This is a genomic window from Paraburkholderia sp. UCT2, from assembly GCF_014397665.1.
GTDB classification, from domain to species: domain Bacteria; phylum Pseudomonadota; class Gammaproteobacteria; order Burkholderiales; family Burkholderiaceae; genus Paraburkholderia; species Paraburkholderia tuberum.
In genome coordinates this window covers 94,062-107,994 of sequence record NZ_VZQO01000005.1, presented here as the reverse complement: position 1 = coordinate 107,994, position 13,933 = coordinate 94,062, and the positions used below count along the sequence as shown (strand labels likewise).

Genomic DNA, 13,933 nt, shown 5'->3' with positions numbered 1-13,933 from the left:
ACTGAAGCGGCGGCGACGTCTGACGCGACGCCCTCGCGCTCTCGAGCGGGTCATCGATTCAACCCAGTGCAAAAGGCCATCATGGCGTTTTCATTTCCGACTTCCGTACGACGACGCGCCGCGACGCTCCTGCTGCCGCTCGCGGTCCTTCTCGCCGCCGCGCCGGGCGCCGCATTCGCGCTGACCCAGGCCGACGTCGCGCCGCTCGCGGGCGACGACTTCGAGGCGAAGTCCGCCGCGATCGACAAGCTGATCTCGACGCACGATGCCGCGTCGCTCGCGGTGCTCAAGGCGCTCGCCGACGACAACGCGCTCGCCACCGACGCAGGCGCGGTACTGCTGCAGGACGGCGACGCCACCCGCGATGCCGTCACCGGCCAGCCCGTCGCCACGAGCGACGCGCAACCGGTCACGCTGAACAACCTGCTGCGCTCGAAAGTGGCGGGCGCGCTGTCGGGTCTGCAACTCGCCTCGCCCGACCAGGCGACACGCGCAGCCGCCGTCGATGCGCTGCTGCAAAACCCCGATCCGTCGATCAAGCCACTCGTCGACGCGGCGCGCGCAAAAGAAACCGATCCCGCTCTGAAGAAACGTCTCGACACGCTGTGGGCGATGAGCGCATTGCACGACCCGGATCCGGCCAAGCGCCTCGAAGCGGTGCAACTGGTCGCCGCGCGCCACGACCTCGAAATGAACGAACTGCTGCGCCCGCTGGTCGCGAAGAAAGCCGACGGCACGTTTGCCGAAGCCGACGAACGCGTGCGCGCGGCCGCGCAAAGCGGCATCGATGAGCTCGATGCGATCCAGCGCCGCGGCCAGATCGCGGGCACGCTGTTCGCGGGGCTGTCGCTCGGCAGCGTGCTGCTGCTCGCCGCGCTCGGCCTGGCCATCACATATGGCCTGATCGGCGTGATCAACATGGCGCACGGCGAATTCCTGATGATCGGCGCGTACGCGACCTATGTCGTGCAGAACCTCGTTCAGCGTTTCGCGCCTAACGCGTTCGACTGGTATCCGCTACTCGCAATACCGGCCGCGTTCGTCGCGGCGGCGCTGGTCGGCATCGTGCTCGAACGGCTCGTGCTGAAGCACCTGTACGGCCGCCCGCTCGAAACGCTGCTGACCACCTTCGGCGTGAGCCTGATCCTGATTCAGGCCACCCGCATGCTGTTCGGCGCGCAGAACGTCCAGGTCGTCAATCCGTCGTGGATGAGCGGCGGCGTCACCGTGCTGCCGAATCTGATCCTGCCGTACAACCGGCTCGCGATTCTCGCGTTCTCGCTGATCGTCGTCGCGATCGCGTGGGCCGTGCTCACGCGCACGCGGCTGGGTCTGTTCGTGCGCGCGGTCACGCAGAACCGTCGCATGGCCGCGTGCGTCGGCGTGAAGACCGCGCGCGTCGATTCGTATGCGTTCGCGTTCGGCGCGGGCATCGCGGGGCTCGGCGGCTGCGCGCTGTCGCAGATCGGCAATGTCGGGCCGGACCTCGGCCAGAGCTACATCATCGATTCGTTCATGGCGGTCGTGCTCGGCGGCGTCGGCCAACTCGCGGGCACCGTGCTCGGCGGCTTCGGGCTGGGACTCGTCAGCAAGGCGATCGAACCGTTCTGGGGCGCGGTGCTCGCGAAGATCGCGGTGCTCGTGCTGATCGTGCTGTTCATCCAGAAGCGTCCGCAGGGCATGTTCGCCTTGAAGGGCCGTAGCGCGGAGGCATGAGATGACATCGGCTACTTCATCGGCAGACCCCGCTTCCGCTTCGTCGTCGCGCGCCGGTGCCGCTGGCGCTGGCGGCGCGCGCGAGTCCAACACCGGCTTCGCGCTCGGCCTGCCACCGCGGCCCGCGCTGTTGTCGCGTCGCGCGTGGCTCGCGCTGATCGCGCTGATCATCGTGTTCGGCCTCGGCGTGCCGTTCGCCGCGCTGGTGATTCCGGAGACGAGCGCCTTGCATCTGTCCGCGTATGCGATGACGCTGACCGGCAAGTTCATGTGCTATGCGATCGCCGCGCTCGCACTCGATCTGGTGTGGGGCTACTGCGGCATCCTGAGTTTGGGTCACGCTTTGTTCTTCGCGCTCGGCGGCTACGCGATCGGCATGTACCTGATGCGCGCGATCGGCCACGATGGCAAGTACGGCAGCGATCTGCCCGACTTCATGGTGTTTCTCGACTGGCACCAGCTGCCGTGGTACTGGCAGGGCACGCAACATCTCGGCTACGCGCTCTTGCTCGTCGTGCTGGTACCCGCCGTGCTCGCGTGGGTGTTCGGCTTCTTCACGTTCCGCTCACGCGTGAAGGGTGTCTATCTGTCGATCATCACGCAGGCCATGACCTTCGCCGCGATGCTGCTGTTCTTTCGCAACGAGACGGGCTTCGGCGGCAATAACGGCTTTACCGACTTCAAGCGCATCGGCGGTTTTCCGATCACGCATCAGGGCACGCGCGCCGCATTGCTGCTCATTACGTTCGCGGTGCTGATCGCCGCGTTCATCGGCGCGCGCGCGATCGTCACGTCGAAGCTCGGCCGCGTGGTGACCGCGGTGCGCGACGGCGAAACGCGGCTGATGTTCCTCGGCTACAGCCCGCTCGCGTACAAGCTGTTCGTGTGGACCGTGTCGGCGGTGCTGTGCGGCATCGCGGGCGCGTTGTACGTGCCGCAGGTCGGCATCATCAATCCGGGCGAGATGTCGCCGGGCAACTCGATCGAAATGGCGATCTGGGTGGCGGTCGGCGGACGCGGCACGCTGATCGGCCCCATCATCGGCGCGTTCGCCGTGAACGGTGCGAAGAGTTTCTTCACGGCGAACTTCCCCGAATACTGGCTGTTCTTTCTCGGCCTGATCTTCGTGCTGGTGCCGCTGCTGCTGCCGAACGGCATCATGGGGCTCGCCGATCTGCTGACGCGTAAAAGGAACCGCTGATGAACGAAAACCCGATGGTTCCCGATCTGGATTTGCCCGAAGCACCACCGGAACGCTCGCTGAGCGGCGTCGCGAGCATGGGACACGCGGTCGTGCCCGGCGAGATCGACGTATCGCACGGCACGATTCTCTACCTCGAAGACGTGACGGTCAGCTTCGACGGCTTTCGCGCGCTGAACGCGCTGTCGCTCGCGATCGACGCGGGCGAACTGCGCTGCATCATCGGCCCGAACGGCGCGGGCAAGACGACGATGATGGACGTGATCACGGGCAAGACCGCGCCCGATCACGGCAAGGTGTTTCTCGGCCAGTCGATCGATCTCACGCGCATGAACGAACCAGCGATCGCGCGCGCCGGCATCGGCCGCAAGTTCCAGAAGCCGACCGTGTTCGAGCAGCATCCGGTGTGGGAAAACCTCGAACTCGCGATGAAGACCGACAAGGGCTGGTGGGCGTCGCTGCGCGCGCGGCTCGATGGCGACGCGCAGGCCCGCATCGAGGAAACGCTCGCGCTGATCGGGCTGGAAAGCGAAGCGCGAAGGCTCGCCGGCGAGCTATCGCACGGCCAGAAGCAGCGCCTCGAAATCGGCATGCTGCTGATGCAGCAACCGGCGCTGCTGCTGCTCGACGAACCCGCGGCCGGCATGACCGACGACGAAACCATGCAACTCGCCGAATTGCTCAACCACCTGCGTGGCACCTGCTCGATGATGGTCGTCGAGCACGACATGGAGTTCGTCGCGGCGCTCGCGGGCGACACAGGCAAGGTGACGGTGATGGCCGAAGGCCGCGTGCTCGCGCACGGCACGCTCGACGAAGTCAAGCGCGACGAGACGGTGATCGAGTCTTATCTAGGCCGCTGATTGCTGCTGGAAGCGGCACCGCATCGTCAACCCGACCGGATGACTGAACCATGCTCGAAGTAGACCGACTGAACCAATACTACGGCGGCAGCCATATTCTGCGCGACGTGAAGCTCACGGTGCCCGACGGCAAGCTGACGGTGCTGCTCGGGCGCAACGGCGTCGGCAAGACCACGCTGCTGCGCTGCCTGATGGGCGTCGTGCCCGCGAAAAGCGGCGCGATCGCATGGCGCGGCGAACAGTTGATGAAACTGCCGACCCATGCCCGCGTCGCTCAGGGGCTCGCCTACGTGCCGCAGGGCCGCGATATCTTTCCGCGCCTCACCGTCGAGGAAAATCTGCTGGTGGGCGCCGCGAGCAGAAAGGCGCCGAAGAAAATCCCCGAACGCATCTACGAGCTTTTCCCGGTACTGAAGGACATGCGCAACCGGCGCGGCGGCGATCTCTCCGGCGGTCAGCAGCAACAGCTCGCGATCGGCCGCGCGCTGATGAGCGAGCCGCAACTGCTGATCCTCGATGAGCCGACCGAGGGCATCCAGCCGTCGATCATCCAGGACATCGGCCGCACGCTGCGGCAGCTCGTCGAGGACATGGGCATGACGGTGCTGCTGGTCGAGCAGTACTACGACTTCGCCAAAGCGATCGCCGATCGTTACTGGGTGATGAGTCGCGGCGAGATCGTCGCGGGCGGCGAGGGGGCGAACATGGATGCGGATGGGGTAAGGGGGTTGATTGCCGTGTAAGCGAGCTCAAGTTATCCGCCGCGCAACCGTTACACAGGCTAGGCAACGCCGCAACGGTTCGACGAGGTGGACACCATGGACGACAACAAGCAGGTCAGACGCGAGTTTTACAGAAACCCAGCCTCCTATTGCAGGGTGATGAACGTCGTGTCGGCGGTCACTTTTGGTCTATTCGAAGTGGACAGCGGCGGTACGGTCGGCATGCTGTCGGTGCGCTGGGAGAAGCTCGGCAACGAACTCGCGCCGCAGCTGCACGCGTATTACGACAGCTGGCACGTGCTCGCGTCGTTCCCCGACGTTCTCGCGAGAATGGCCGGGACGACCGGGCCGTCGTGTTCGCCGGAAGCTTTCTGTCAGCTATTGCTCGACTGCGGATTCATCAATCGCGCGGAACGGGGCGTGGACGATCACGCCGAGCCGACACCCGTACGCTAGACGCCGCCGCGATACGGCCTGGGTCGGCGACACAACATCGATATAGAGGGAGAAAAGCATGTCCGTGACGGTTCACGTCGAATATCAGTATTGCCAACATGGCAGGAAAGCCATCCAGACAGGCAGCGACTCGTTGACCGTCCAGGAAAACACCCCCCGCGCGATCCTTGCGTTGCTGCGACTGTTGCATCCGCAGTGGGAGGGCATCAAGGTGCTGTCGGTCACCGAAGCCTCGCCCGAGAGTACCGCGTCGTAGCCGCTGCCGCGGCTTCCGCGCTTCGACACGCGTGCTATCCTCGTCGCACGCCGATTCCCCCATCCATCCGCATGTCGCTTCACGAAAACCACGCCACGCTCGCCGCCGCGCACACGCCGTGGCGCGCGCGACTCGAACTCGGCTTCGTCGGCGGCGACGCTCGCACGACGCTCGCGCACCGGCTGCACGACGGACCGCTGCGCGTGCAGCGGCCGCTCTATCCGGAAGGCCCGTCGATCTGTCACGCGGTGATCGTGCATCCGCCCGGCGGCGTCGCGGGTGGCGATCAGCTCGACATCGACATCACGCTCGCCGCGCAAACGCATGCGGTGCTGACGACGCCGGGCGCAACCAAGTGGTACAAGTCGAACGGCCGCGCGGCGCGGCAGCGCATCGCGCTGCGTGTCGGTGAGCACGCGAAGCTCGACTGGCTGCCGCAGAACAACATCGTGTTCGATCACGCGAACGCGCACCTCGATTTTTCGCTGACGCTCGGCGACGGCGCGAGCGCGATCGGCTGGGACGCGACCCAGCTCGGACGTCAGGCGGCCGGCGAACGCTGGTCGGCGGGTAGCTTGCGCGCGGTGTCGCGCATCGTCGGCGCGAATGGCGAGCTGCTGTGGTTCGAACGCGCGAGCCTCACCGCCGACGATCCGCTGCGCGACGCGCCGCAGGGGCTCGCCGGCTTTCCAGCCTACGGCACGCTGTGGGCCGTAGGCGCCGCTTGCGACGACGCGCTCGCCGAATCGCTGAGCGCGCAACTGCCGTTCGACGACACGTTGCGAGCAGCCGCCTCGTGCGTGACGAACGGCGTGCTGCTCGTGCGTGCGGTGTCGCGCTCGATGGAAACGCTGCAGCACGCGCTCACGCGCTGTTGGCTGCAATTGCGGCCGGTCGTGCATGGTGTCGCGGCGGTGCCGTTGCGGATCTGGTCGACCTGACAGCGCGCTTCCCGCTTTCGTCTTCATCACGCTCTTTGCGCACCAAGGCGGCGCACGCGCACGCCCCAACCATGTGCGCGAACTGGCGCAGCACGCCGCCGCGCCACGCCGCAGAGGGATGGCACACAGCTTGCATTGCACTCGCCACTTCGCGGCCGGCCACGATGAAGCCAGCGACGACCCGACACCCACGACACCACCACTGCTCACGCCCATGACCCGCACTCTCCCCCGCTCCGCGCGCCGCGCCTTGCTGGCCGCATTGATCGCCCTGCCCATCGTCGCCGATCTCGCGTTTCATGCGGGCCCCGCGCACGCCGACACGCTCGACAACATCGCCAAGGCCGGCGTGCTGAAGGTCGCCGTGCCCGAGGACTATCCGCCGTTCGGCGCGGTCGGCCCCGACATGAAGCCGCAGGGCTATGACATCGACACGGCCGCGCTGCTCGCCAAAGCGATGAACGTGAAGCTCGAACTCGTGCCGGTCAACAGCGCGAACCGCATTCCGTATCTGCAAACGGGCAAGGTCGACCTCGTGATCTCGTCGCTCGGCAAAACGCCCGAGCGCGAGAAGGTGATCGACTTTTCGAGCGCGTACGCGCCGTACTACCAGGGCGTGTTCGGTCCCGCCGACATCAAGGTGAGCGGTCCCGCCGATCTCACCGGCAAGACCGTCGGCGCGACGCGCGGCGCGCTCGAGGAAATCGGTCTCACGCAGATGGCGCCGAACGCGACGATCAAGCGCTTCGAGGACAACAACGCGACGATCGCCGCGTTCCTGTCCGGCCAGGTGCAGCTGATCGCGGCCGGCAATATCGTCGCGGCCGCGATCCTGGCGAAGAATCCGCCGCGCCGTCCGGAGCCGAAGTTCGTGATCAAGAACTCGCCGTGCTTCGTCGGCATGAACAAGAATGAGCCGCGCCTGCAACAGAAGGTCGATGCCGCGATCGCCCAGGCCAAACACGACGGCACGCTCGGTGCGATGTCGAAGAAGTGGTTCGGCGCACCGCTGCCCGCCGACCTGTAATTCTGCAGACGCGGTGGCACGCGCGGTCGCAAACGTAGTTGTAAGCGCGCCGTTAGCCGGACTTGATACCGTGACCGGATGATCGCGCGACGCCAGGCCCCCGTCACCGCGACGCGAACACGACGCCGCCACGACACATCAAACGCCGAGACCCACACCCGATGAAGCTGACACCTCGCGAGAAGGACAAGCTGCTGATCTTCACCGCCGCGCTGCTCGCCGAACGGCGCCGCGCGCGCGGCCTCAAGCTGAACTATCCGGAGGCGGTCGCCTTCATCACCGCCGCGCTGATGGAAGCCGCGCGCGACGGCAAGAGCGTCGCCGAGGTGATGCACTATGGCACCACGCTGCTCACGCGCGCCGACGTGATGGAGGGCGTGCCCGAGATGATCCCCGACATCCAGGTCGAAGCGACGTTTCCCGACGGCACCAAGCTCGTCACCGTCCATCACCCGATTCCCTGAACTCCTCTTCGTCAAGGCTGGCCCCATGATTCCCGGCGAACTCCTCATCGACGACGGCGAGCACGAACTGAACGCGGGCCGCGCGACGGTCACGGTGGTCGTGTCGAATACCGGCGACCGTCCCGTGCAGATCGGCTCGCATTATCATTTCTACGAGGTGAACGACGCGCTGTCGTTCGATCGCGAAGCGGCGCGCGGCTTTCGCCTGAACATCGCGGCGGGCACCGCGGTGCGCTTCGAGCCCGGTCAGGAGCGCACGGTCGAACTCGTCGCGCTGGCCGGCGAGCGCATCGTCTACGGCTTCAACGGCAAGGTGATGGGCAAGCTGTGATGCGCTGCCCGCGCCCTGGCGTTTCGACCGCCCTGCTCCGCCTTGCCTTGCCTGTCGCTCGCTTGTAGCTCATTCCGGACCCACACCATGACACTACGCATTGGCCGCCGCGCGTACGCGGAGATGTTCGGCCCCACCACCGGCGACCGCGTGCGCCTCGCCGACACCGAACTGCTGATCGAGATCGAGCGCGACTTCACGACCTACGGCGAAGAGGTCAAGTTCGGCGGCGGCAAGGTGATTCGCGACGGCATGGGCCAGTCGCAGCGCGTGCATGCCGAGGTCGTCGATACCGTCGTGACGAACGCGGTGATCCTCGATCACTGGGGCATCGTAAAGGCCGACATCGGCATCAAGGACGGCCGCATCGCGGCGATCGGCAAGGCCGGCAATCCCGACATCCAGCCGAACGTGACGATCGCGATTGGCGCGGCCACCGAAGTGATCGCGGGCGAAGGGCTGATCGTGACCGCGGGCGGCATCGATACGCACATCCACTTCATCAGCCCGCAGCAGATCGAGGAAGCGCTCGCGAGCGGCGTGACGACGATGCTCGGCGGCGGCACCGGCCCCGCGACCGGCACGAATGCGACCACCTGCACGCCGGGGCCGTGGCATCTCGAACGCATGTTGCAAGCGGCCGACGGCTATCCGATGAACCTCGGCTTTCTCGGCAAGGGCAACGTGAGCCAGCCGGCCCCGCTGACCGAACAGATCGCCGCGGGCGCGATCGGTTTGAAGCTGCACGAGGACTGGGGCACGACGCCCGCGGCGATCGACAACTGCCTTGGCGTCGCCGACGATACCGACACGCAGGTCGCGATCCACACGGATACGCTAAACGAAGCGGGCTTCGTCGAAGCGACCGTCGCCGCGTTCAAGGGCCGCACGATCCACACGTATCACACCGAAGGCGCGGGCGGCGGCCACGCCCCGGACATCATCAAGGTGTGCGGCGAAGCGAACGTGCTGCCGTCGTCGACGAATCCGACGCGGCCCTACACGGTCAACACGCTCGACGAGCATCTCGACATGCTGATGGTGTGCCATCACCTCGATCCGTCGATTGCCGAAGACATCGCGTTCGCCGAATCGCGGATTCGCCGCGAGACGATCGCCGCCGAGGACATCCTGCACGATCTCGGCGCGCTGTCGATGCTTTCTTCGGATTCGCAGGCGATGGGCCGCGTCGGCGAAGTGATCATCCGCACGTGGCAAACCGCGCACAAGATGAAGGTGCAACGCGGCGCGCTGCCCGAGGACAACGCGCGCCACGACAATTTCCGCGCGAAACGCTATGTCGCGAAGTACACGATCAATCCGGCGATCACGCACGGCATCGCGCATGAAGTCGGTTCGATCGAACCGGGCAAGTGGGCCGACCTCGTGTTATGGGAGCCGGCGTTCTTTGGCATCAAGCCGTCGCTGATCCTGAAGGGCGGCATGATCGCGATGGCGCAGATGGGCGATCCGAATGCGTCGATTCCGACGCCGCAGCCCGTGCACTATCGCGAGATGTTCGCGACGCGCGGGGGAGCGCTGGGCCGCACGTCGCTGACCTTCGTGTCGCAGCTCGCCGCCGATGCGAATGTGGCCGAACGCTATGGTTTGCACAAGCGCATCGTCGCGGTGAAGAACTGCCGCAACGTGACGAAGGCCGACATGATTCACAACGCGTGGCGCCCGAACATCAGCGTCGATCCGGAAACCTACCAGGTGATCGCCGACGGCCAGTTGCTGACCTGCGATCCGGCCACCGTGCTGCCGATGGCGCAACGCTATTTCCTGTTCTGATCATGCGTACACTGAGCAAACTTCTCGCGCCGCATCTGAAGATCGCGCCGGTACTCGTCAAGCGCGCGCCGACCTTGACGCTCGCGTTCGATGAACGTCGCAAGAGCCGTCTCGCCGCGACGCTCGATGACGGCGAGGAAGTCGCATTGCTGTTGCCGCGCGGCACCGTGCTGCGCGATGGCGACGTGCTCGTCGCCGATGATGGCGGGCTCGTGCGTGTCGTTGCGGCTGATGAAGCCGTGCTTGTCGTACGCGCATCGGACGCGTTGACGTTGACGCGCGCCGCCTATCACCTCGGTAATCGTCATACGCCGGTCGAAGTGGGCGCCGATTATCTGAAACTCGAATACGATCCGGTGCTCGCCGACATGCTCAAGCGCATCGGCGCGACGGTCGAGCAGGTGTCGCTGCCGTTTCAGCCTGAAGCCGGGGCGTATGGCGGCGGACATAAGCATGGGCACGACGAGACGTTCGCCGAGGACTATGCGATCGCGCAGCAGGTGTTTGGTGAGCATCATGGGCATGAGCATGCTCATGCCCATGAGGGCTCTTCGCACTCGCACGATCACGACCATGACCACGTGCACGACGAATCGTGCGGACATGGACACCACCCGCATCGTCATGCGCATCGCTGAATTCACCGCGCTGCTGCATCTCGCGTCGCCAGCACTGCCGATTGGCGCGTTCAGCTATTCGCAGGGTCTCGAAGCGGCGATTGAAGCGCAGCTCATCACCGATGCCGACTCCGCGCGCATATGGATCGAACGCGGCCTGACCGACGTGCTCGCGCGCGGCGAGTTGCCGTTCCTCGCGCAGCAGATCGAACGCTGGCGTACGCACGACGCCGTGGAACTCGCCGACGCCAACGCCGAATTCCTCGCGAGTCGCGAGTCCGCCGAACTGCGCCGCGAAACCGAGCAGATGGGCTGGTCGCTGCGACAGCTGTGCGTGTCGCTCGAATGGGGCGACGTGGCGAGGCGCGAAACGCTCGCGTCGCTGACGCCACTCGCGCAGCCGAGCGCGTTCGCGTTCGCCGCCTATGCGCACGATGCTCCGGTCGATGCCGCGCTCGCCGCCTATGCGTTCAGCTGGGTCGAGAACCAGGCCGCCGCCGCGTTGAAGGCGGTGCCGCTCGGCCAACTCGCGGGGCAACGCATCATCGTCGCGCTGCGTGAGCCGATCGACGCGGCCGTCGCGCGCGCGCTCGCGACCTCGCGTGACGACCTCAACACGTTCGCGCCGCAGCTCGGCATTCTGTCGGCGCGCCACGAGTCGCAGTATTCGCGGCTCTTCCGCTCGTAGCACGATTCCCACGATCCATCATGAACGCATCTCATCATTCCGCTTCCCATACCGCGAGCCAGATCCGCACGAAGAAGCTGCCGCCGCTGCGCGTGGGCGTCGGCGGCCCGGTTGGCTCGGGCAAGACCACGCTGCTCGAAATGCTGTGCAAGGCGATGCGCGACCAGTACGACCTCGTCGCGATCACGAACGACATCTATACGAAAGAGGATCAGCGTCTGCTGACCGTCGCGGGCGCGCTGCCGGCCGAGCGCATCATGGGCGTCGAGACGGGCGGCTGCCCGCACACCGCGATCCGCGAGGACGCATCGATCAACCTCGAAGCGGTCGACCGCATGCTCACGCGTTTTCCGGATGCGGACATCGTGTTCATCGAATCGGGCGGCGACAACCTCGCGGCGACTTTCAGCCCGGAGCTGTCGGACCTGACGATCTACGTGATCGACGTCGCGGGCGGCGAGAAGATTCCGCGCAAGGGCGGACCCGGCATCACGAAGTCGGATCTGCTCGTGATCAACAAGACCGATCTCGCGCCGATGGTGGGCGCGAACCTCGATGTGATGGCATCCGATGCGAAGAAGATGCGCGGCGAGCGGCCGTTTGTGATGTGCAATCTGAAGGCGCTCGAGGGTCTTGATGATGTGGTGAAGTTTATTGAAAAGAAGGGGTTGTTGAAGGTGTAAGCAAGTGACGCTTCACTCGCCAGGATGGCATTCGCGCAGGAATGCCATCATTTCGGTGCCATCCTTCGATAGATAGAAGCGCACCATCTTTTCGTTGCCGTCGAAGAAAAACTGCTGCAACGCGCCGAACAGGAAGAACGCGCAGCCGCGCTCGAATGGATTGGAGACTTCTTCGCTGAGCGCGCGGGTCCCTGCGCCGAAAACCCAGTTGAGCTCTGGAGCACCCGGCACGGTAGGCAAAGGCGTATACCGCCCCGCATCACCCAGCGCGACGTCGGGCGTAGAGCGCGTTTGTTCACCTTCACCTCGGAAAACGCCCCCACTCGAGCGCTACGTTACGCGCTGCCACGTGGCTCTGCAAATCGCCGAACGTAAGCTTGGCGAGCGTGAATCGATCATTCCGCAACAGCGCCAGCAAACGCTTTGAAGCGTTCGCGAGGTTCAAAATCTGCTCATGATCGGATATCTTCCGACCACCGGCGGTGACGCCGTCGAGCAATGTCTTCACCTCGACGAACGTCGACGGATTCCCTTCGAGTACGCCTGCGTCCCACACGAACTCCGGCAGCATTCGGTGAAAACGGGAACATACACGTTTGACCGGATGGACGGGAACGTCTGGTGGAATCGCGGGGCGATCCCACCGAAAACCCAGTTGGGAGAAAAGTGTCATTGCCAGAGGTGAAAAAGCGATTGGTCCAACCAGCGACATGCTAGCTTTGAAGATTTTGCGACGGATCCAGTGGTACGCTGAGGCTTCAGATGTGAGCGTGAGAACATTTGCTCATATCTCACTGATACGCGCAAATATGTGGACTGTGCTGGCAGACGTTGGCGTGCCGCAGTGCGCGCATGCTGACGATACAAGGACAGACAATGGCTGAACCAAAAACCGAAGATGCAGGCTCTTCTTCCGCCGAATATGTGCAGCGCGTCACAACCTTCCTGGGGGAAGTGAGTGCCTGGTGCAGAGACCATGGTCTCACCGTGGAACGCGACGTCACAACACTCAATGAAGAGATGATGGCCCAATATGATGCCCCGAGCCTTCACATATCAAAGGACGGAGTGTCAGTGGCCAAGATCCAGCCTGTCGGATCGAAAATCATCGGCGCGCACGGGAGAGTGGATCTAATCGGCCGTGTGACGAGACATGCGTTCCTTTTCTACGTTGGAAAAGGTCCGACGTTTTCGACGCAGACTACCGTTGGTGGAAAAAACACAACCTCGTCGTCGGCACCCATGCTTTCTGGAGTCGACGGAGATGGCTGGTACTGGATCGAGGCCAGAGTACGTCGAGCAAAGCGCGTTGAAGAGGGTCTGTTTCTTGACCTGCTCACGGATGTTTCCGACTATGAATTTTAATAATCCTCTGGATCCAGTCTATAAGGCATTTGCTGTGGCGAACGATTGCTTCAAAGTCGCCACGCGCACGATTCAAATCCAGCACGAAGAACTCATCCGACGCACACAGTTCATTGGGGCAACTCCGGAGGAAGCAAATACCGCCCTTCAAGACGCAGCCAGGCAAGCGGCTGACCTTGCCATTTTGGCGCTATTCGCCACATTTGAGCGGTTCGTCATCGAGCATCTGCAAACGGCCAATCGGCTGCTGGCCGCCGGATATCCGCAGCAGTATTCCGACAAGCTGGCTGAAAAGTTCGAGAATGAAGTCGAATACTGGAAGTTTGGTGAGATTCTCAATCTTTTCAAAGGCGAAGTTGACCCCGATCTCATCGGGCAGGTCAAGCAAATCAAGCAGTATCGCGATTGGATTGCACATCAAAACCCAGGCAAACCAACCCCGACGCAAGCCACGCCGGAAACGGCTTTTGATGTCTTAACCAAGATGATTGAGCAAATCCGGCAGACCCACACACCTCCGCAGGAAGAGGAAGCGCTCGACGCCGTAGCGCCGACACAAGCCCAATAAGCGACGAGTCTGTCGCGAAGCAGCAATAACACTCGGACGGTTCATATCACATAAGCAAGCGTTAGCCACAAAGTGCGTGGCGCTTGCGGCTTGAATAATTCGCTCGGCGCGGTCGTCACCGGCGTTCCGGGACCTCAGCTCAGAATTTTGCACTTCGATTGGCGCGGACTGCGCCTTGTCGCTTCCTGAGGCCCCCGACATCTCGGGCACGACGCCACTGCAGGAAAAAGTACAACAGAGT

General features: G+C 64.1%; 18 protein-coding genes. 16 read left to right on the top strand and 2 right to left on the bottom strand.

Annotated elements, in window-relative coordinates:
* Positions 1-81: 81 nt before the first annotated feature.
* From urtB to ureG, 14 genes are all read left to right on the top strand, one after another.
* Entirely contained in the window at positions 82-1,716 is a 1,635-nt protein-coding gene (gene urtB / locus F6X39_RS06155) for an urea ABC transporter permease subunit UrtB (protein ID WP_187616039.1), read from the top strand.
* A gap of 1 nt (position 1,717) precedes the next feature.
* Positions 1,718-2,917 (top strand): urea ABC transporter permease subunit UrtC, encoded by a 1,200-nt coding sequence (gene urtC / locus F6X39_RS06150; RefSeq protein WP_184020924.1) that lies wholly within the window; start codon positions 1,718-1,720, stop codon positions 2,915-2,917.
* Complete coding sequence (gene urtD, locus F6X39_RS06145) at positions 2,917-3,780, top strand: urea ABC transporter ATP-binding protein UrtD (protein WP_187611808.1); 864 nt, start codon at positions 2,917-2,919, stop codon at positions 3,778-3,780. Before urtC ends, urtD begins: the two co-directional genes overlap by 1 nt.
* 50 nt (positions 3,781-3,830) lie before the next feature.
* A complete protein-coding gene (urtE, locus tag F6X39_RS06140) occupies positions 3,831-4,523 on the top strand; it encodes an urea ABC transporter ATP-binding subunit UrtE (protein WP_018419653.1) in 693 nt (230 codons plus the stop codon).
* A gap of 75 nt (positions 4,524-4,598) precedes the next feature.
* Complete coding sequence (locus F6X39_RS06135; RefSeq protein WP_262413495.1) at positions 4,599-4,958, top strand: hypothetical protein; 360 nt, start codon at positions 4,599-4,601, stop codon at positions 4,956-4,958.
* 58 nt (positions 4,959-5,016) lie between these two features.
* Entirely contained in the window at positions 5,017-5,214 is a 198-nt protein-coding gene (locus tag F6X39_RS06130; RefSeq protein WP_187615967.1) for a hypothetical protein, read from the top strand.
* 71 nt (positions 5,215-5,285) lie between these two features.
* On the top strand, positions 5,286-6,155 hold the full coding sequence (locus F6X39_RS06125) for an urease accessory protein UreD (RefSeq protein ID WP_187615966.1): 870 nt from the start codon (positions 5,286-5,288) through the stop codon (positions 6,153-6,155).
* 214 nt (positions 6,156-6,369) lie between these two features.
* A complete protein-coding gene (locus tag F6X39_RS06120) occupies positions 6,370-7,182 on the top strand; it encodes a transporter substrate-binding domain-containing protein (RefSeq protein WP_187615965.1) in 813 nt (270 codons plus the stop codon).
* A gap of 161 nt (positions 7,183-7,343) precedes the next feature.
* Positions 7,344-7,646, top strand: a complete 303-nt coding sequence (gene ureA, locus F6X39_RS06115) for an urease subunit gamma (protein ID WP_008923043.1) — start codon at positions 7,344-7,346, stop codon at positions 7,644-7,646.
* A gap of 25 nt (positions 7,647-7,671) precedes the next feature.
* Complete coding sequence (locus F6X39_RS06110; protein WP_018419648.1) at positions 7,672-7,977, top strand: urease subunit beta; 306 nt, start codon at positions 7,672-7,674, stop codon at positions 7,975-7,977.
* A gap of 87 nt (positions 7,978-8,064) precedes the next feature.
* On the top strand, positions 8,065-9,771 hold the full coding sequence (gene ureC, locus F6X39_RS06105; protein WP_187615964.1) for an urease subunit alpha: 1,707 nt from the start codon (positions 8,065-8,067) through the stop codon (positions 9,769-9,771).
* Between the two features lie 2 nt (positions 9,772-9,773).
* Positions 9,774-10,409 (top strand): urease accessory protein UreE, encoded by a 636-nt coding sequence (gene ureE, locus F6X39_RS06100; protein WP_187615963.1) that lies wholly within the window; start codon positions 9,774-9,776, stop codon positions 10,407-10,409.
* Positions 10,396-11,076 carry an urease accessory protein UreF gene (locus F6X39_RS06095; RefSeq protein ID WP_187616037.1) on the top strand — a complete coding sequence of 227 codons (681 nt, stop codon included), beginning with the start codon at positions 10,396-10,398 and terminating at the stop codon, positions 11,074-11,076. Before ureE ends, F6X39_RS06095 begins: the two co-directional genes overlap by 14 nt.
* Before the next feature lie 20 nt (positions 11,077-11,096).
* Positions 11,097-11,759 carry an urease accessory protein UreG gene (gene ureG, locus F6X39_RS06090; RefSeq protein WP_187615962.1) on the top strand — a complete coding sequence of 221 codons (663 nt, stop codon included), beginning with the start codon at positions 11,097-11,099 and terminating at the stop codon, positions 11,757-11,759.
* 12 nt (positions 11,760-11,771) lie between these two features.
* On the opposite strand, the gene F6X39_RS36600 is transcribed toward ureG, so the two are convergent.
* Positions 11,772-11,999: a hypothetical protein gene (locus F6X39_RS36600; RefSeq protein ID WP_262413492.1), complete on the bottom strand. Its 228-nt coding sequence runs from the start codon at positions 11,997-11,999 to the stop codon at positions 11,772-11,774.
* A 61-nt stretch (positions 12,000-12,060) separates the two neighbouring features.
* On the bottom strand, positions 12,061-12,330 hold the full coding sequence (locus F6X39_RS36595; RefSeq protein WP_262413491.1) for a hypothetical protein: 270 nt from the start codon (positions 12,328-12,330) through the stop codon (positions 12,061-12,063).
* 305 nt (positions 12,331-12,635) lie between these two features.
* Between F6X39_RS36595 and F6X39_RS06080 the strand changes: the two genes are divergently transcribed.
* Together F6X39_RS06080 and F6X39_RS06075 are read left to right on the top strand one after the other, a co-directional pair.
* Positions 12,636-13,124: a hypothetical protein gene (locus F6X39_RS06080; protein WP_187615961.1), complete on the top strand. Its 489-nt coding sequence runs from the start codon at positions 12,636-12,638 to the stop codon at positions 13,122-13,124.
* Positions 13,114-13,692 (top strand): hypothetical protein, encoded by a 579-nt coding sequence (locus F6X39_RS06075; protein ID WP_184065214.1) that lies wholly within the window; start codon positions 13,114-13,116, stop codon positions 13,690-13,692. Before F6X39_RS06080 ends, F6X39_RS06075 begins: the two co-directional genes overlap by 11 nt.
* Positions 13,693-13,933 lie beyond the last annotated feature (241 nt).